Origin of the sequence: Luteimonas galliterrae, assembly GCF_023374055.1 — a bacterium.
In the GTDB taxonomy this organism is placed as follows: domain Bacteria; phylum Pseudomonadota; class Gammaproteobacteria; order Xanthomonadales; family Xanthomonadaceae; genus Luteimonas_C; species Luteimonas_C galliterrae.
In genome coordinates this window covers 362,937-381,308 of sequence record NZ_JAMBEP010000001.1, presented here as the reverse complement: position 1 = coordinate 381,308, position 18,372 = coordinate 362,937, and the positions used below count along the sequence as shown (strand labels likewise).

At 60.0% G+C, this 18,372-nt stretch carries 14 protein-coding genes; 1 reads left to right on the top strand and 13 read right to left on the bottom strand.

All coding sequences use genetic code 11. The features are described from left to right. Positions 1-268 precede the first annotated feature (268 nt). Positions 269-748 carry a VOC family protein gene (locus M2650_RS01730; protein ID WP_249470406.1) on the top strand — a complete coding sequence of 160 codons (480 nt, stop codon included), beginning with the start codon at positions 269-271 and terminating at the stop codon, positions 746-748. A gap of 126 nt (positions 749-874) precedes the next feature. Here M2650_RS01730 and M2650_RS01725 read toward each other — a convergent pair whose 3' ends face one another. From M2650_RS01725 to M2650_RS01665, 13 genes are all read right to left on the bottom strand, one after another. Further along, positions 875-2,434 (bottom strand): serine hydrolase domain-containing protein, encoded by a 1,560-nt coding sequence (locus M2650_RS01725; RefSeq protein ID WP_249470404.1) that lies wholly within the window; start codon positions 2,432-2,434, stop codon positions 875-877. 230 nt (positions 2,435-2,664) lie between these two features. Further along, positions 2,665-3,249, bottom strand: coding sequence for a GNAT family N-acetyltransferase (locus M2650_RS01720; RefSeq protein WP_249470402.1), 585 nt, complete (start codon positions 3,247-3,249; stop codon positions 2,665-2,667). 249 nt (positions 3,250-3,498) lie between these two features. After that, positions 3,499-4,179, bottom strand: a complete 681-nt coding sequence (locus M2650_RS01715; protein WP_249470400.1) for an alpha/beta fold hydrolase — start codon at positions 4,177-4,179, stop codon at positions 3,499-3,501. 38 nt (positions 4,180-4,217) lie between these two features. Beyond that, positions 4,218-4,853, bottom strand: a complete 636-nt coding sequence (locus tag M2650_RS01710) for a dihydrofolate reductase family protein (RefSeq protein WP_249470398.1) — start codon at positions 4,851-4,853, stop codon at positions 4,218-4,220. A gap of 19 nt (positions 4,854-4,872) precedes the next feature. Further along, a complete protein-coding gene (locus tag M2650_RS01705; protein ID WP_249470395.1) occupies positions 4,873-6,465 on the bottom strand; it encodes an N-acyl-D-amino-acid deacylase family protein in 1,593 nt (530 codons plus the stop codon). A 245-nt stretch (positions 6,466-6,710) separates the two neighbouring features. Then, positions 6,711-7,361 (bottom strand): hypothetical protein, encoded by a 651-nt coding sequence (locus tag M2650_RS01700; protein ID WP_249470393.1) that lies wholly within the window; start codon positions 7,359-7,361, stop codon positions 6,711-6,713. 241 nt (positions 7,362-7,602) lie between these two features. Then, a complete protein-coding gene (locus M2650_RS01695) occupies positions 7,603-8,520 on the bottom strand; it encodes an NADP-dependent oxidoreductase (protein WP_249470391.1) in 918 nt (305 codons plus the stop codon). 516 nt (positions 8,521-9,036) lie between these two features. Beyond that, complete coding sequence (locus M2650_RS01690; RefSeq protein WP_249470389.1) at positions 9,037-9,624, bottom strand: DUF416 family protein; 588 nt, start codon at positions 9,622-9,624, stop codon at positions 9,037-9,039. Between the two features lie 6 nt (positions 9,625-9,630). Further along, the gene (locus tag M2650_RS01685; RefSeq protein ID WP_249470387.1) at positions 9,631-10,386 is read right to left on the bottom strand and encodes a hypothetical protein; all 756 of its coding nucleotides are present in this window, start codon (positions 10,384-10,386) and stop codon (positions 9,631-9,633) included. Beyond that, a complete protein-coding gene (locus M2650_RS01680) occupies positions 10,383-11,432 on the bottom strand; it encodes a transglutaminase family protein (protein WP_249470385.1) in 1,050 nt (349 codons plus the stop codon). Before M2650_RS01680 ends, M2650_RS01685 begins: the two co-directional genes overlap by 4 nt. A 343-nt stretch (positions 11,433-11,775) precedes the next feature. Beyond that, positions 11,776-12,459 carry a DUF2290 domain-containing protein gene (locus M2650_RS01675; RefSeq protein WP_249470383.1) on the bottom strand — a complete coding sequence of 228 codons (684 nt, stop codon included), beginning with the start codon at positions 12,457-12,459 and terminating at the stop codon, positions 11,776-11,778. Positions 12,460-12,462: 3 nt separating this feature from the next. Continuing rightward, positions 12,463-14,592: a DEAD/DEAH box helicase gene (locus tag M2650_RS01670; RefSeq protein ID WP_249470381.1), complete on the bottom strand. Its 2,130-nt coding sequence runs from the start codon at positions 14,590-14,592 to the stop codon at positions 12,463-12,465. A 104-nt stretch (positions 14,593-14,696) separates the two neighbouring features. After that, complete coding sequence (locus tag M2650_RS01665) at positions 14,697-18,320, bottom strand: methylmalonyl-CoA mutase family protein (protein WP_249470379.1); 3,624 nt, start codon at positions 18,318-18,320, stop codon at positions 14,697-14,699. Positions 18,321-18,372 lie beyond the last annotated feature (52 nt).

Below are 18,372 nucleotides of genomic sequence, written 5' to 3'. Positions count from 1 at the left end.
CGGGAACGCCTGCGGACCGGAAACGCAAGACATTCGCGCCCGATAGGCCGGCTTACTTCCGCCTCAGCCGCGACCCGCAGGGCCGCGATGTGGTCTGGACATTGGCCGGAGATGTGGATCCGGTGAAGCCGAATCCTGTCAAAGGCCGGTAACGCGCGATGTGCGGCTTTCGCTACGGCCTCTACACGTTTGCGATGGTAAAAAAGGAACACGTATTGCCCGGCATCCGCCGCCTGCCGTACCCATCCGCCCAATTCCGGAGACGAACATGATCCACAAGAACACGATATGCCTGTGGTACGACGGCACCGCGCTCGACGCCGCGACGTTCTACGCCAAAACCTTCCCGGACAGTTCTGTGGGCGCGATCCATCGTGCGCCTGGCGATTATCCCGACGGCAAGGAAGGCGACGTGCTCACCGTCGATTTCACCGTGATGGGCATCCCCTGCATCGGCCTGAACGGCGGACCGGCATTCAAGCACAGTGAGGCATTTTCGTTCCAGGTGGCCACCGAGGACCAGGCCGAGACCGACCGCCTGTGGAATGCGATCGTCGACAACGGTGGAAAGGAAAGCGATTGCGGCTGGTGCAAGGACAAGTGGGGCCTGAGCTGGCAGATCACGCCACGCGTCCTGATCGAAGCGTTCACCGGCACGGACCGCGCAGCGGCCAAGCGCGCCTTCGACGCCATGATGACGATGAAGAAGATCGATGTCGCCAAGATCGAGGCGGCGCGGCGGGGATGAGATTGGGTTTTCGGCGACGTAGACGTAGCCCGGGTAAGGCCGAAGGCCGCACCCGGGTCCACGGCGGCGGATAGGTCGCACCCGGGTGCGCTTCGCTTACCCGGGCTACGCGCGCAACCACGGCCTTCATTCGCGCGCGTAATACGCCACCGAATCCGCTTCCGGTATCGACACCGACATTCCTCGCACCTTGCCCCACGCGTCGCGCCGGAACTCGAACAGGATGGTGTACATGCCGGCCTGCACGAACTGCGCCGGCCCCAGCGGCAGCAGCGGCGTCGGCTTGTCCTGGCCCGGGAGGAGAATCTGGACTGCACCGCCGACCACGCTTACCCGAACGGACGCGTAGTCGAAATTGTCGGCCGATGCGCGGCGTAGATCCATCGGCACCGCCGTGTCGAGCTTGTAATGGCCGGCATAGTCCGGCGACGGCGGCACGCGCGGCGCCACGCTGCGCAGCAATGGGCGCGCGGCCAGGCCGATCGCGTCGGACAGCGCGTTGCGGATCTCGAACGAAAGCTCGGTCCCGTTGGTGCCGTTGGTGAGGATCGCATAACCGTCGCCGGTTTCCGGATACCCCTCCAGATACGCGCGGTAGCTTTCGTTGGCGCCCATGTGGAAGAAATGCCGGCCCATGCCGACGCCGCCCAGGCGCGGCCCGAGGCCGAACGGGCCCGGCGACACTGGCGTCATCATCGCCGCCGCCAAAGGCTGCGGCAGGAAATCGCTGCGCCCCTGGTAGCTCTCGATCAATCCGCCTACGAGCTGCCCCAGATCGTTCGCGCTGGTCCATAGGCCCGACGCGCCGGCCTCGGCGAAACTTTCCCATCCGCGCGGCAACGCGACCGCCGCGCCGTCGCCGTTGTGCGCCTTGGCGATATTGCCGCGCGCGGCCGACAGCGGGCTCTCGAAGGTGCTGCGTCGCATGCCCAGCGGCGCGAACACTTGCTCCTGGGCCATTTGCTGCAGCGATTTGCCGGTCGCATCCTCGATGACGGCCTGCTCCACGGTGACGCCGCCGCCGGAATAATCGTTGACCAGGCCCGGCGCGCGCTTGAACCGCACCGCCTCGCCTTTTGCCGGCTTTTGTCCTTCCAGCACCTGCACCAAGGTCGGCAACGGTTCGCCGGGCTGGTAATCCGCGAACCCGTGCACGCCCAGTCCGGCGGTGTGCGACATCAGCATGCGCAGGCTTACGCGCGGTTGCGGCACGTCGGCGGAGGCCGGCAGTTTCCAGCGCTCGAGGTAATCGTCGACGTTGCGGTCAAGATCGAGCCGCCCCTCCGCCACCAGCCGCAGCGTCGTCGTCGCCGTCGCGACTTTGCTGATCGACCCGACCGAGAACAGCGTGTCGCCATCCACCTTGTCCTGGGTACCGGCCTCGCGCACGCCATAACCGGCCACCTGCACCACTTCGCCGTTCTTCAGCACCGCGATCGCGACCCCGGGCACCTTGTAGTGGCGCATGCGTTCGGCCAGCGACCAGCGCGGCACCGCCTCGCCCGGCGCGATCACGCTGGGGCGCAAGCCGTGGTCGAGGACGGCGAGCGGATTGGGTGCGGCCGATGTCTGAGCCTGCACAGCGGCGGTAGCGGCGAATGCGGCCAGTGCCAGCCAACGCATGCGCGTTGCGGGGAGGCGATGCGCGGCGGAATCGTGCCCGCGCTGGGTGAAGGTGACGGGCACAGGGATTCCTTGCGATGAAGGAACGCTAGTTTGGCCGTCGTAGCCGGCTACGGACAATGCGGCCTACCGCAGATTCCGCACGGCTCGGCGCATCTGCCGGGCGTTGCATCTGCGGTTCGATTCACCAACACAAGGCCGGCGACCTCGTAACCAATCGGGCTAGCTCTTCTGGCGCGGTCTCGACAGCCGAAAGAGATAGGATCTCGCACCAATTTACGGCTGCCGCCGCATCACCGTGGTTTGCGAAGCATCGGAAAGATGGGTGGCGACCTTCCCACCTGGATTTCGCCAAGCAGCTCGAACCCATGCCGCTCATAGAGCGGGATGTTCTGGGGGTTGCTCGATTCGAGATAAGCCAGCGTGCGGTCGCGATCGCACGGGATCAGGGCGTGCTCCATCAGGGCTGCGCCGTAGCCTTTGCCCTGCTGAGGCGGATCGACCGCGATGAACGGCAGATACCAATGCGGTTCCTGCGGGTGATAGCCGCTCATCTGTTCGACCACCGCAAGCACGTCCTTCAGCACCGGCTCGGGCGCGGTGCGTTGCATCAGATCCATCACCGTATCTCCGCCAGGGTCGACTCCGGGCGCCAGCCAGAGCGCCGCGCCTGCGTAGCCGTCGACGCAGTAAGCGCTCTGGTGCGCATACGCCTTGCCCCCCAACGCCTTGACGAAGCTGGGGAAATGCCGGAGGTATTGCTCCGGGTCTGGCCACGTCCAACGCGCCGCAGGATCCGTGCTAAACGCCAGCAACACGACGGCAACGATTTTCTCTTCATCGGATGCCGTAGCGGTCTTGACGATCTGTTTTGCCATGGTCTGCCTCCGAAGGGAAACCTCCGATGGTTTCAGTAACCGAGAGCGGGCTGAATAATGCCGCTACGCCGCATCTTGCAGAAACATATCTTCACTGTCGGTGAAACAGATGTAATGTCGGGTTGAATCCGACCTACCGCGCTATGTCTTACGGCCTTTGCGATAACGATCGCCGATATGCCTCGAGGCCGGCTCGTCTGATGCCGTCGCGATAGGTGAAAGATGGCGATGTTGGGGTTTCACCCCAACCTACGCTGTGAGGTAACTCTCCAGTTGATCGGTCAGCTCTTTGGGATGGCTGAGCGCGACGCAATGGCAGCCGGGGATCTCGTCCGGGGCGATGCCCAGCCGCTCGGGCGCGAGCCGGCGGAAGAAGTCGGCGGGGAACAAGTGGTCGTCCTTGCACAGGATGAATTTCGTCGGCACGTCCGGATGGGCCTTCAGCGGCGTCGGGTTGTAGTAGGACGCGTTCGATTGGTCGCGCGCTCGACTTAGCGCTTCCTCCGCCAACGCTCTCGGGACGCCGTTGTAGTATTCGATGAGCGGGTCCTTGTTGCCGGTCAGCCCACCGTCTTTGGCCGCCTGCGTCTTGGCGGCCTCGGCATAGCCGGTGTTATCCCACCAATCCGAGGGCCGCTCGCCGGGGGCCGGAATCATCGCGGCCAAGTAGACCAGCAGCTTGACGGGCAGCCTCTCGGCGATCAGCGGTGCTGTGAAGCCGCCGAACGATTGGCCGACCACTACAAGGTCCTTGCGGTCGCCGATCTGTTCGATCACCCAGTCGGCCGTTTCTTGCAGGCCTTTGGTCTCGTCTTCGCAAGGCAAATCGGGCGCGAGCACGTCATGCCCGCGCGCGCGAAGTTCGGCCTCCACCAGATGCCAGTACCAGCCGACGTCGCCGCCGCCGTGGATCAGTACGAAGGTGGCCATTGCTGCGATCTCCTTTCGATGCTCACCTCGGCTTCCCCTCAGTTTCTAGCTGCACGCATGAATGTCACATGCGTCACGCCGCTCGGCGATAAAACGGTTTCGATTTTGTAATCCTTCTCAAGCCCCTCCAGCCCGTCCCAGAGCCGCACGCCGCGGCCGAGCAGGATCGGCACCACCACGACGTGCATGTGGTCGACCAATCCGGCCTTGAGGAACTCACGGATCATGGTGGCGCCTCCGCCGAGGCGCACGTCCTGGCCGGGCGCCGCCGCGCGTGCCGCCGCGAGCGCCTCTGCGGGCGAGGCATCGATGAAGTGGAAGGTCGTACCGCCTTCCATCTCGATCGACGGACGCGTGTGATGCGTGAGGACGAACACAGGAGTATGAAACGGCGGGTTGGGACCCCATGCACCCTTCCAATCCGGATCCTCGTGCCAACCCGGATGGCCGAACTTGCCGGCACCCATAATTTCAACGCCGATCCCCGGCTCGTGCCGCTGCACGAAGGCGTCGTCGACGCCGCTGCTACCGCCGGGCGACCACCATCGGGTGGCGAACATCCACTGGTGCAGCCTGTCGCCTGCGTGACCGAAATGTAAGTCGGCGCTCTGGCCTTCGCCGGTGCCGAAACCGTCGAGAGAAATGGCGAAGTTGTGGACGCGAACGAGCGACATGGCTAACCCTCCTCTTCAATCATGATTTCCCCGACTCTACACCGCGCCGCAGCAGCCGGCCTGCCCGCGCGATCCCCTCTCCGCCCTCGAAAGCCGGCCGTCCATTCACCACCACCAGGTCGAAGCCTTCGGCCTGGCGGGTGGGATGCACGTAATCGGCCTTCGCGCGCACTCGGGCCGGATCGAACAGCACCACGTCGGCCTTCGCGCCCGGGCGGATCGTGCCGCGGTCGCGCAGGCGCAGGATCGAGGCCGGCAGCGAGGTCGCCTTGCGCACCGCTTCCTCCAGCTTGACGCGCGGCTGCTTGACTACGAATTCCTCGATCCACTTGGCGTAGGTTCCGGCCGAACGCGGATGGCTACCGGATGGCGAGCCGTCGGTGCACAGCGCCACGTGCGGGTCGAGCAGCAGTCGGTCCTGCAGCGCGCGGTCCATTACGAAGTGGGCGGCCTGGCCGCCGCCGGGGCCGATATCGATCAGCGCGTCGGCGAACGGCTTGCCCTGCTCCGCCGCCACCTGTTCCAGCGTTTTGCCGGCGTGCGGCCCGGTGCCGAACAGCAGCGCGCCGGGGCCGTTGCGTTTTTCCATGCGCTGCTGCAGATACGCGCGCAACTCGTCGCGTCGCGACTGCAGCACGCCGGCGTAGTCGGTGGGCGGCAGCGCCCATTCCGGGAACACGATCGCGACACCGGTGTAGCTGGCCTCGTAGGGATACGCATCGGCGGTGAGCGGTTGGGTCGGCGTGCGCAGCGACTGCAGGAAGGCGAGCAGCGCCTCCGCGGCGGCCTCGCCCTTGCCGTAGACCATTTTCAGGTGCGAGACGTGCGCGCGCGCCGGGCCGGCGGCGGCGACCAGTTCGCGGATGGAATCGCGCACGTCGTCGGCATCCTCGGAGCGCATGTGGCTCATCTCCACGCCATCGAAGCGAGCGATCACCGGGCCGAGGCCGGCGAGCTCGCGCATCTCCGCGTACCGCCCGGGCACGTACTCCAGCCCGGTGGACAGGCCGAATGCGCCGGCGCGCAGGTCGTGTTCGAGGATCGCCTGCATCCGCGCCAGCTGGGCATCGGTGGGGCGGCGCGTGCCGTCGTCGATGCCGGCGCGGCGGCGCAGCGTGCCGTGACCGGACAAGGTGGCGACGTTGATGTCGGGTGTGGCACGGGCCACGGCATCCATCCACGACGGCAGGCTGTCGGCAGCACGGTCCGCCCCGGGCAGCGCGGGACTGCTGCCGTCCTCGCCCAGCACGATGGTGGTCACGCCCATCGCCAGGTATTGCGTGTATGCCGCCTTGAGCGGGTCGCCGTGCGTATGCAGGTCGATGAAGCCCGGCGCCAGCACCCGACCGCCGCCTTCGACGATGCGCAGTCCGCGCGCGTCCCGATCGGAGACGCGGCCGATGCGCTCGATGCGTTCGCCGCGCACGAGCACGTCGGTGCGCCGTCCCGGCTGGCCGGTGCCGTCGACGAGCAAAACGTCGCGCAGCACCAGGCCGCGCGCCGCTGGTTCCGGTGCCGCGCACGCGGCCAGCATCGTCGGCATCAGCGTGCAGGCCGTGCCGGCCGCCATCGCTGCCAGGATGTCGCGCCGAGACCAGGCGGAATCGCGCATCGTCGTGCCTCCGTAGCGGTGAGTGCCGGACACGTTAACCGATGGGGCCGCCCCTCAATAAATCCGACCCTGTTCTGGGCCACGCAAGGCTACATCAACCGATAGGTGAATCTGACCCATCTTTTCCCAGTCAAGCCTTTGGGATTGCAGCCTGTATCCGCGCTTTCATGGAACGCGACCTACATAAGGGGCATGCGATGCGTATCGCTTCGTTCAACCCATCCTAGGCGGGCTTGTGCCAGGGCTTACGATTGCGGCCCACGGGCTTGTATGGCCTCTGCAAGAACATGTTCAACTCGACTTAAAGTCGCAAGTTTCGAGCGAACAAGAAGAGTTCCGATGTAGATTCCACTCGCAAACGAGAGAATGAGCTTCTCAAAAAATGAAAAATCAACTGGTGCGCCCGCACTTCGCCAAGCCCACCATGCCGCGAGAAGCAACGGCACAAGACCAACAAACTCAACAGAACCTACCAAGAACCCTATGTTCTTGGGAATTAGTTGCAGCCTATGAACAACAAATCTGTGTGCAGAACCAAGATCTTCAACGGACACCGACTTTAGTGCCGCTACCGCCCAGAGATGTCGTTGATAGGAATTATCCAGTGAATCCAACGGCCGCTTCACCTCGCCAACGAAAGACTTCGTGTCTCTAAATATACCGACGAGCATCCACACTAAAGAAAAGGAAGCAGCGAGAACTAGACCTATAGCCCCCACTGTATTCCGATGCTCAAAATTGAAGAATAAGTAGCCCGAGAACAACAATAATCCCACAACCACGCCACCTAACGACGCTTTCTCCACCCAACCAGGAAACAGCTTAGAAAGCGCACTGCGATCATCATCCGAGAGCTTTTCTGCGATTGAGCTAAGGGTTATATGCTTAATCGTCATATTCATCCTCGGCAATACAGTTTTTTGGCGCACTCATCCAACCTTGCAAAAACAGAGGTCAGGGCAACTCCAATAGCACTTTGGCCCCCTGTTTCCCGCGTCAGAACATAATTCAAATAGTACTCTGACCCCTATTCTCCCGTTAACCGATGGGGCCGCCCGTCAATAAATCCGACCCTGTGCTGGGCCACGCAAGGCTATATCAACCGATAAGTGAACGTGACCCCGTTCTTCCCGAGCCTCAAGGACGAACGCGGATGACCGTCTTCCCTGTGCGCCGCTTGGTCGAGTTGAAGACGGCGACGGCGTCGTCGAGGGTCGAGACGTTGCCTATGTTCGTCCGCAGTCTTCCGTCCCGCACCCGCTGGACGATCCTACTCAGTTGGGCACGATCGGATTCGACGACGAAGTCGACCACCAGGCCATCGGCGGGTCGCGCCTCGGGCGGCCCGACGATGGACACCAGCGTTCCTCCGGCTCGAATCAGGCCTGCGGAACGCTTCCCGGTGTCGCCGCCGATGACATCGAACACCAGATCGACTTCGCCTATGTCTTCGAGGACATCGTTCCCAAGATCGACGAACTCCTGCGCGCCGAAGTCGAGCACCGCCTGTCGGTCGGCGTCGCGTCCGGTGCCGATGACATAGGCACCGGCCTCTCGTGCGAGCTGCGTCGCCATCGACCCGACGGCGCCTGCTGCACCGTGCACGAGTACGCTCTGCCCCTTCTGAAAGCGGCCATGCTCGAACAGTCCCTGCCACGCAGTCAGACCCGAGATCGGCAGGCTCGCGCCCACCGTGAAGTCGACATCGCCCGGCAACGGCGCGAGGTTGCGTGCCTCGACGGCCACGTATTCCGCCAGAGTGCCGTCGCGAGTCCATTCCGTGAGGCCGAACACGCGCTGCCCCACCGACAGCCCCCTCGTGCCATAGCCGAGGGCGGTGACCACGCCGGCCAGCTCGTGCCCGGGGATCGACGGCGTTCGATCACGGCCGAGGCGATCGGTCCAGGTCGAGGGCCACGTCAGCTCCGTCGGGACGAACCCCGACGCATGAACCCGAACGACGACATCGTTGATCGCCGCCTCCGGCTCGGGCCGTTCGACCAGCGTCATCCCGGCCGTTCCCGCCGCTTCGTCCGTCACTACGATCGCCTTCATGGGAATTGCCTCCTCGGTCATTTGTCTGTTTGGTGCAAATGTTGTCGGACATGGTTGCGCATGGCGGCCTGACATAACAACCGGAATCCGACTCGAATTCAGTCAAGCGTTCGAGTTGTTCGTCCGTGCCCTACTCTGTCAACCATCATTTCCCGTCCAACAAACCAATCAGACTCGCTTCCTTCCCTGCCGCATCGGCCACGCAGGCTCCATCATCTGATAAGTCGACCTGACCCCGTTTTCCGCTCATCCGATGGCGTCGCGGCAGGTGAAAGGCCGCGATGTTGGGGTTTCACCCCAACCTACCGCGCTGGCCGCGCAAGGCTACATCAACCGATAGGTGAATCTGACTCTGTTTTTTCAGTCAAACCTTTAGGACTGCAGCCAGTATCCGCGCTGCCATAGAACGCGAGCCGTGTGAAGGTGCGCGATGTGTATCGCTTCGCTTAACCCATCCTACGAGGGCTTTTTTGTGCGACATACCAACCTCGCTTCGCTTCGACATGCTGAGTTGCATTAGCTTAATCTGCCGAAGAAGTTGAGCCCCCATTCACGGCATTCTGCGCGCAATCGTTCAAACGTGGCTTCATCGAGTGCAGATGTTGCGGCAATTTCAACATCAAGGCGCTGCCTGTCGAGTTCGCTTTGTATAAGTGGATCTTCAATGATGCGATTTTCCGCCTCCTCACCGCCGATTTCGACATCCGCACGCTGGATAACAAGGTTATCCGCACTTTCATAAGCCACCCTTGCTGCCCAAGCCGCTTCTTGGGGATTGCGGTCTATCAAACTTCTAAGAGCGTATGCCAGCGCAGACGCGGCATTGTCCGCTTGCGCCGCAAAAGGGCGCTGCGCATCGCTTTCTTCTGGGATAAGCGCAATAGCTTCCTCCACATAACGACTTACATCTTGTGTAGACCCCTTAGCGTCCAGATTCGCCCACAGATAATCTAACCCCGCTTTGAATTTCCCGCTGCCAACGCCGGCATAAGATTCGTAGCCGACAGAGAGCCTTGTTGCAACCATCGCAGCGAACAGAGAACGCCGTACTTCGACCATTTCCGCCAACTGCTCTTTGAGCACTTGTTCATTAAAAGTAAGCACTTTCGATCACCACTCCGCTCTCTGGGGCGTAACAACTCTGCCACCGGTGCTTTCGATTAATTGCTGACACGCCGGGCAAATAGTGCGAGACACCTCCATCGAAGCCGGAGTCAATCCTCTTTGTGCGGCAGCGCCAAGAACAGTGGCTTCGGCATGTGCCCCAGGGGCTCTTGCCGCGATCTCGCCTGCGCCAAGAAGGCTACGTTGTGCAGGTGTTAAATCGCTAAGGGCACCGCTACCAAATATGCGGGCGCCTTGCGCGGTTTGTAATCCTGCTGTCGTTCGCATGTTTGCTGCGATTGGGTGGAGAGCACTATGAACCTGAGAAACGCGACTGGCTAGACTTGCCAGACCGGCTGTGCCCGTTACGCCGGCTGCACCAGCAGCAATGTCAGTCCCAACAGCTATGGTACTTGGACTGGTGTATACCGTCATACCAACTTCGGCCGCAACCGGTGCAGCGGCTATAGCGCCAATGCCAATCAGCGAGTAGCCAATGGCAGGACCGAGCCAATCCTTATCACTTGGTGGCGGCGTCTTTAGATAGGTTTCTGCGTCCTTAGAGATCGAGTCGAAATCTCTCCCGAACCGCCCATCCGGATCGACGTATCTGTATGGGTTGTTATTTGCATACGCATATCTATTAAAGTTTGCGCCGGTATTAGGATCAGGCTGAACCGGATCAACACCGGCATTTGCAAATCCCGACACCATCAATGACAACGCCACTAAAGCGCTGGTCAGTGTCTTAAAGACGCTCATTGCTTACCCTCTTTTGGCTGGCTGTTTTTTTGTTTTATAAAATGCGCTTCATATTTAGCCCAATCTTCCGAAGACCATTGCTTCCACCCAAGCGCTTCGGCTTTTTCGTACCACGCAAGGTTCTCACGGCTGTAGAAAAAGTATTGCTTGCGCTCTGCCGGCGGAATTTGCTCGGCTAACGGGTAATTGCGCTTGAAACGCTGCTCTATCAACTGGTAATAAGCATCGGCCTTGTACGTCATCGCCACCGCATCTTTGGGATTGGTTGCGAGGACCAGATCGACCACTTCGAGTAACCGCTCAGGCTGCCATTTGCTCTTGTAGAAAGGCGCAAGCGTGGAGGTAGCGAACAAGGCGACCGATTCTCTTTGAGAGAACGGCCTGAGAAAGGCGCCTTTCTCCGCCCAATCGGGAGATAAGCCCACCAAAGGGCTTTGTTCGAACTGGCCATCCCAATAGATTTTGCCGCTCGTAGCTTCGATATTCATCCATGTGCCATTTTCCTCATCGCCATACTTGCCCAGCAGGTGGTGAGGTGCCATCGACATAGTGATAGGCAAACCAAGCTTCTGTCCCAATAGAACAAAGGCAATCGGCATGATGACGCACTGGCCCTTACGTGTAGTCAGGTAAGTCGATAGGAAGGTATCGCTAAGTGCCTGTATGCGTGGCCCTCTGAAATCATAGCCAAAGGGACGGTAATCATTCCAAGGCCCCGGCTCGTAGAGCGTCGATATCAGAAGATTCAATTTTGCCTTGTTGGAAGCGCCCGGCGGAAAGCGGGCACGCACTTTATCGGCCCATTGATCGAGCAGTCGAAGCGTGCCCTGCACATCAACCTTGGGATCGACCATGTGGTCGATGGCCACTTTGGCCTTTGCTAGGTCGATGAAACCCTCGGGCTGACTAAGCAGCTTCCGTAGTTCCTCAACGTTCGGGTCTGGTTTCGTGCTTTTGGCCGGCGCGCCTTTTGACGAGGCGAGGCTCTCGTCCACCACACCAAACACGAGAAGAACCCCAAGCAGATAGGCGGAGATTGACCGCATTGTCACCCCTCAGATCAAACTCACTCCCCGCCGGCAGCCTAGTGGACTCACTAGGCGCTGTCTATCGGGAAACTCTGACCCTCCATGCCGTAGCCTGGGTAAGGCCGAAGGCTGCGCCCGGGTCCGTGGCAGGGGATAGTGGCGCCCAGGGTGGCTTCGCTCAGCCACTTCAACCCGGTCAAGCACGGGTATGCGCGGCTCGCCTCAGACTGGGCTTATAGCTCGATTCACCGATACATCAAAGCCCGCGATATGCCGGCTGATTGGGGCGGCTTATCAGATGCTGTTGCGGGAGGTGAAAGATGGTGATGATGGGATTTCACTCCAAACTTATCGCGCTACGTTAGTTTGCGGCAGCCGCCATAACGTTCCATGCGAGGTTGCCATAAGTACGGTCTTGATCACTCAATGCGTCTCCGGCGTTCCAGTTCTCGGCGTTGCGAAAACCATGCACAGCATCCCACGCTGATGGATAGGCTGTACGAATTACCAGCCGAACGAAACGACAAGGTTCCAACGGACGCTGGACTGGCAACCTGAAATTTTCCGCACCAATATGCAAATGCGTGCATGAGTGATTCTCCGCGACCTGCGCGGGACTGTAGTCAAACCTTAGCTGCCCGCGACACTGCAACATAGCTGCTGGCGCGGTTTCGACAAGCTCTTTAATTGACGCATACTCAAGCTCTTCCCGGGTGAACTCCACAGGACATGGAAACCACAGCAGTCGGCTTGATTCCACTGACCCATCGCGTCGCAAGTCGTAGGAAAATTGGAAAATAGCGCCGTCATTCGCTAGAAAATTGTAATGCCGTCCCTCAAGGAAACCCAGATATTCTTCAATGCTTGCGTTTTGATGAACTGAAAGCACTGGACGCGTCCCATCAGTGGCCCACGTGACCCGCCTGCGGCCGTGCGCGGCACGCTCAACAACCGCCTCATTCCAGTCATAGAGTAAATCTGCCTCAAGCAAATTCTCCTTAATTCTGGCCAATGACTGCCGAATTGCGACATCACTTGTAATCATGGGTCACTGAATTCCCTTCCGAAGCAACTCAGCAAGCCCTGGCGGAAGATCCGACATATCAATCTCGCCATTCATCAATCTTTGAAGCAATCTTTCCGTATGTCTTATCTCCCCTTTAACCGCACGCTTTTCCTTGGCTGTTTTCTCTCGATAACTGCTCTTGAGGCGCTGGATCTCAGGAAGAGTAGGATAAGTAAATCGGAGCTCATAATTTTCGGCAGATATTTGCTCCATCTCGTTCGCTAGCATTTGCATGTGAGGCCCAACCCCGCACACACGAACCCACGCCTTAGCACGGGTCAGAGCCGTAAAAAGCATATTTCGGCGCCGACTAAGCTCCACTGCGCCATAGCAGTACTCAGCCCCTACCACGTAAACCAAAGGAGCTTCGTTACCTTTAGCTCTATAAATACCGCTCATCGCTACAGAACCATCGACAAACACCACATCGCGACTCGCAGTGACGCCAATAATATGGCTGTTTACGGAGTAACGAGCCAAGGCTTGTGACAATGAGTCCCCGATAGCAGGTGAGTTAATCGAATCTGGAATTACTATCAGAATGTCATTCGCGTCAAGCTCCTCGTGCTTCATCACGCGGTTGATATCCGCCGCAATCCATTCGATCTGTTCTTCCGCATTCGCGAATACTCTCCAAGAGACAGAATCCGCGGGCGTCAATACATCCGAAAAAAATTGTGCGGAACGCTCTGGATCCCTTACGAGTCTGACTTCCCGCCCAAAACCGGGCTGTCCATTCGCATCGTCGTAACCAATTTCTTTCCAGAAATCAGGGTCGCCGAACATTTGTGCGTACTGTCGGTTCGGTCGCTTTATTCCGAGACCAAGCCCCAGCGCCATTGTGAGAAGCCACGAAGGATTTCGATAACAAATTGGCAGCAGAATATCTTGCTGCGGCTTACCTTCTTCGTTGTTTATTTCTACATTCGGATTTCCATTGGTATCCAGGCCGAAGAGTTGGCTGATAGTTGGCATGTTCGAGTCATTGAGATTCTGCAATTCATCGTATGCCCAAACCAAGCGCTTAGGGTCCTTTGTGACCAAGAAAGCTAGCTGAAAGAAAGAAGCGGGAAAATCCTGCGCCTCATCGATTAGCAGATAATCATAAACTGGCCGAAAATTAACTCGCCTCAGATGAGAAACCAATTCAGACGTTACACCGGTAAAGGCCTCTGAGTACCCATACTTATAGCGAGCAGCCCCGAAAGGAACAGGTGTCGTACCAGCAGCAGCGGCAACTGAAGAATACAGACCTGGTTCCGAATTGCTTCCCCAAGCATGCAGAACGCGTAGCTTTTCCCAATCTGGCTCATCGTTTGTTTGATCGAAATAGAACCGTCTAATCAGATTCTTGAATTGCTGATATAAAGACCTTGTATTAAATGTAACGACAATATCGGCATCTGGATCGTTTGCATGAAGATAGGCGGCCTTCAGGGCGAGGATAATTGTCTTACCGCTTCCGGCTAAACCTCGTATACGTTGCGGGCCATCCGGTGACTCAATAGCTGTCTTCTTTTGCCATTTATCGAGATTCGCAATCTGAGACTCCAGCGATTTTATCGACGCCCCCATTGAGTTTGGATTGCGAACATTCAACCTTTTCTTTCGCGGGCGTAGTGCTGCCGTCTTCTGCACCGCCGCATTCATTGGTCGGTAGTACTGCTCCGGCATCGGCGGCAATTGACGAATGGTGTCAACTAACCTTTGTGGAGTAATTACTGAGGCCGGAACATTCGGGCCGAGATCATCAGCTACAAGCGTGAGGCAATTGATTGTAAAAGCCAGAGTTACACCATCATCCTTGACTAGTTCTTCTTGTGCGACAAGTCTCGAGTTCAGCTTACGCCGAAGTTCTTTTTGGCGATAAAGAACTGCAGCAGTTAACTCCGCTGGCTGGAGATCAATAAATTCATGAGAAGATAAATCGAAAACTACAATCCCATGCTCTAAGGTGGTAAGCAGCGCATCGGTTACGGCCGAAGTATCCTCGCCTGCAAATACTGGATACCCGACGTATAGCGTTCCTGTCCAAGGCTGATCACGCACCGCGTCGACGAGCGCCTCAACAGCACGCGGATCACTTTTCTTGCCAAAAACAAGATCGAGCATATGCAGCTCCCACCATGAATATCGTCGTTACGGATAATTAGGCCATACTCAAGCGCAAGGTGAAGCTCCGCTATGCGACTAACCCTGATCGAAATGTAGGGCTTTTACATGTTGCGGCGGTATTCGCCGCCTACGTCATACAGCGCATGGCTGATCTGCCCCAAGCTGTGCGTTTTCACAGCCTCCATCAACGCCGCAAACACGTTCTGCCGGTTACGGGCGGTGTTTTGTAGGTAGGCCAGGCCGTGGCCGTCGTGGATGAAGTCGGTTTCTTCGTCGGCGTCGGCCAGGTGGGCGTGGGAGGTTTCGCCTTTCGGGGCTAGCGCGTTGCGCGAGGCTTGCCAGTGGGCGACGTTTTCGATCTGCTGGCCCTTCTCGCCTTCCGTGCTGCGGATCAGTTCGATCTCGGTGGCGATCTCGCCGCCGTGTTCCTTGGGCAGGAACGTGTTGACGCCGACCAGGGGCAGCGAGCCGTCGTGCTTCTTGTGCTCGTAGTACATCGACTCTTCCTGGATCTTGCCGCGCTGGTACATGGTGTCCATGGCGCCGAGCACGCCGCCGCGCTCGCTGATAGCTTCGAACTCCTTGTACACGGCTTCTTCCACGATGTCGGTGAGGTACTCGACCGCGAAACTGCCCTGCCACGGATTCTCGTTGAAATTCAGGCCCAGCTCTTTGTTGATGATCATCTGGATCGCCACCGCGCGGCGCACGCTTTCTTCGGTGGGCGTGGTGATGGCCTCGTCGTAGGCGTTGGTGTGCAGGCTGTTGCAGTTGTCGAACAACGCGTACAACGCCTGCAGCGTGGTGCGGATGTCGTTGAACTGGATTTCCTGCGCGTGCAGCGACCGGCCGCTGGTCTGGATGTGGTACTTCATCATCTGGCTGCGCGCGTCCGCGCCGTAGCGCTCGCGCATGGCGCGGGCCCAGATGCGGCGGGCGACGCGGCCGATGACGGTGTATTCCGGGTCCATGCCGTTGCTGAAGAAGAACGACAGGTTGGGCGCGAAGTCGTCGATCTTCATGCCGCGCGCGAGGTAGTACTCGACGATGGTGAAGCCGTTGCTGAGCGTGAACGCCAATTGCGAAATCGGGTTCGCGCCGGCTTCGGCGATGTGATAGCCGGAAATGCTGACCGAATAGAAGTTGCGCACTTTCTGGTCGACGAAGTACTGCTGGATGTCGCCCATCATGCGCAGCGCGAATTCGGTGCTGAAGATGCAGGTGTTCTGCGCCTGGTCTTCCTTCAGGATGTCGGCCTGCACCGTGCCGCGCACGCTGGCCAGGGTTTCGGCCTTGATGCGGGCGTAGGTGTCGGCATCGACGAGCTGGTCGCCGGACAAACCGAGCAGGCCTAGGCCCAAACCGTCGTTGGTCGGCGGCAATTCGCCGTGGTATTGCGGACGCTGGCGACCTTCGAAGAGTTTCGCGATCTTCTTCTCGGCATCGGCCCAGCGCTGCGGATCGGCCTTCAGGTATTTCTCCACCTGCTGGTCGACGGCGGTGTTCATGAACATCGCCAGGATGATCGGCGCCGGGCCGTTGATGGTCATCGACACGCTGGTGGTCGGCGCGCACAGGTCGAAGCCGGAGTACAGCTTCTTCATGTCGTCGAGCGTGGGGATATTGACGCCGGAGTTGCCGATCTTGCCGTAGATGTCCGGGCGCGGCGCCGGGTCTTCGCCGTACAGCGTGACGCTGTCGAAAGCGGTGGACAGGCGCGCGGCCGGCTGGCCGACGCTGAGGTAATGGAAGCGACGGTTGGTGCGCTCGGGCGTGCCTTCGCCAGCGAACATGCGGATGGGGTCTTCGCCGGTGCGGCGGTACGGGTAGACGCCGCCGGTGTACGGGTAGCTGCCGGGCAGGTTTTCTTTCTGCAGGAAGACCAGCAGCTCGCCCCAGCTCTTGTAGGTGGGCGCGGCGATCTTCGGTATTTTCTGGTGGCTGAGCGATTCGCGGTAGTTTTCGACGCGGATCTTCTTGCCGCGGACTTCGTATTCGGTCACTTCGTCGGTGATCGATTTCAGGCGTTGCGGCCATTCTCGCAACAGTTTGAGCGACTCCGACGAAAGCGATTGGATGGCGTCGTTGTAGCGCTGGCGCAGGGTCAGCAGCGAGCGATCGGGCGCTTGAACCCCTCTCCCCTCGGGAGAGGGGTTGGGGTGAGGGTTCGGAGCACCAGCGACTCCACTAGCCGCCGAACCCTCACCCTCGGTCCCTCTCCCGGAGGGAGAGGGATGCAAAGCATCGACGCTGTAAAGATCGAGCTGCTTGGGCAACTTATCGTCGCCGATGTCCTGCAGCGACTGCCAGTAGCTCTGCGCACGGTCGGCCGCTTCGGCCTGCTTGTCGATGCCGGCGTTGATCGCCCTGCCCTGTTCGGCGATTTCGGCCAGGTAGCGGACCCGGGCGCCGGGGATCAGGACGGTGGCGCGCGGTTCCTTGAGCGAAGTGTCGATGTGCGGCGTCCATTGCTCGGCCGGCAGGTGCAGCTTGGCGCTGAGCAAACGGCACAGGTTGGCGAACATCCAGCTGATGCCGGGGTCGTTGAACTGGCTGGCGATGGTGGGATAGACCGGGACGTCTTCGTCAGCGGTCTTGAAGGCGACGCGGTTGCGCTTCCATTGTTTGCGGATGTCGCGCAGCGCGTCTTCGGCGCCGCGTTTGTCGTACTTGTTCAGTACGATCAGTTCGGCGTAATCGATCATGTCGATCTTTTCCAGCTGACTGGCCGCGCCGTAGTCGCTGGTCATCACGTACATCGGGAAATCGACCAGGTCGACGATTTCCGAATCGGATTGGCCGATGCCCGCGGTCTCGACGATCACCAGGTCGTAGCCCAGGCCTTTCAGGAACGCGATGCAATCCTTCAGCACGGCGTTGGTGGCCACGTTCTGCCGGCGCGTGGCCATCGAACGCATGTAGACGCGGTGGCTGCGCAGCGAGTTCATGCGGATGCGGTCGCCGAGCAGCGCGCCGCCGGTGCGGCGGCGGGTCGGGTCGACCGAGATCACCGCGATGCGCATCTTCGGGAAATTGGCGAGGAAGCGGTTGAGCAATTCGTCGGTGACCGAGGATTTGCCGGCGCCGCCGGTGCCGGTGATGCCGACGACGGGCGTCCTGCCGGCGGCGAGTTGCCATTGCTTGCGCAGCTTGGCCAGGTCGGTTTCGGAGACGATGCCGTCCTCCAGCGCGCTGAGCACGCGGCCAATGGCGATTTCGTCGTCGATGCTGGGCGTGTCGTTCTTGGTAACGTCGCGTGCGGCGGCCTCGCGCGCGCCGGCGGCGCGCTTGACCACGTCCTCGATCATCTCCACCAATCCCATCTTCATGCCGTCGTTGGGGTGGTAGATGCGTTCGACGCCGTAAGCTTCGAGTTCGCGGATTTCTTCCGGCGTGATCGTGCCGCCGCCGCCGCCGAACACGCGGATATGCGGGGCGCCGCGTTCTTTGAGCATGTCGACCATGTACTTGAAGTATTCGACGTGGCCGCCCTGGTAGCTGGACAGCGCGATCGCGTCGGCGTCTTCCTGCAGCGCGGCGCGGACCACGTCTTCCACCGAACGGTTGTGGCCCAGGTGGACGACTTCGGCGCCCTGCGACTGGATCAGCCGGCGCATGATGTTGATCGCGGCGTCGTGGCCGTCGAACAGGCTGGCGGCGGTGACGAAGCGCAGCGGCGCGGTGTCGGGCTGGGTCTGCGGGATGCTCTGGGCAGGCGTGCTCATGGCGCGGCTCTATACGGAATCAGCGATGGACGTATTGTAGCGCGGGCGGTCG